Source organism: Brevibacillus sp. HB1.3 (assembly GCF_013186635.1).
Classification (GTDB): domain Bacteria; phylum Bacillota; class Bacilli; order Brevibacillales; family Brevibacillaceae; genus Brevibacillus; species Brevibacillus brevis_D.
Genome location: NZ_JABMIT010000038.1, coordinates 1 through 286, shown reverse-complemented (window position 1 = coordinate 286; position 286 = coordinate 1). Strand labels below are relative to the sequence as shown.

Annotated in this window: 1 protein-coding gene; it reads left to right on the top strand. The window is 51.4% G+C overall.

The features are described 5' to 3' along the window. Window positions 1–179, top strand: a 179-nt coding sequence (locus tag HPY31_RS28560) for an ankyrin repeat domain-containing protein (protein WP_172143300.1), incomplete at its 5' end; no start/stop codon positions are given. Window positions 180–286 lie beyond the last annotated feature (107 nt).

Sequence of the window (286 nt, the reverse complement as noted above, 5' to 3'; positions counted from 1 at the left end):
CTCATGATGGAAGTACCCCGCTGCACACACAGGTAGCGGATGGAGAGGAACGTTTGGATGTGGTAGAGTTATTGCTGGCCAAAGGTGCGAATCCTGACAAAAAGGACATCGAGGGGCAAACACCATACGATATAGCGCGCGAGAGAGAAGACGAAGAGATGATGGCTCTATTTGAATAGGGGAAAAGGAAAGCGTCCGTTATGATTCCGGACGCTTTCTTTCTTGCTCGAGTGCTGCGACGCGTTTTTCCAGCTCGTCGATGGCTTTTTGCTTGGTTGCGGTGCGC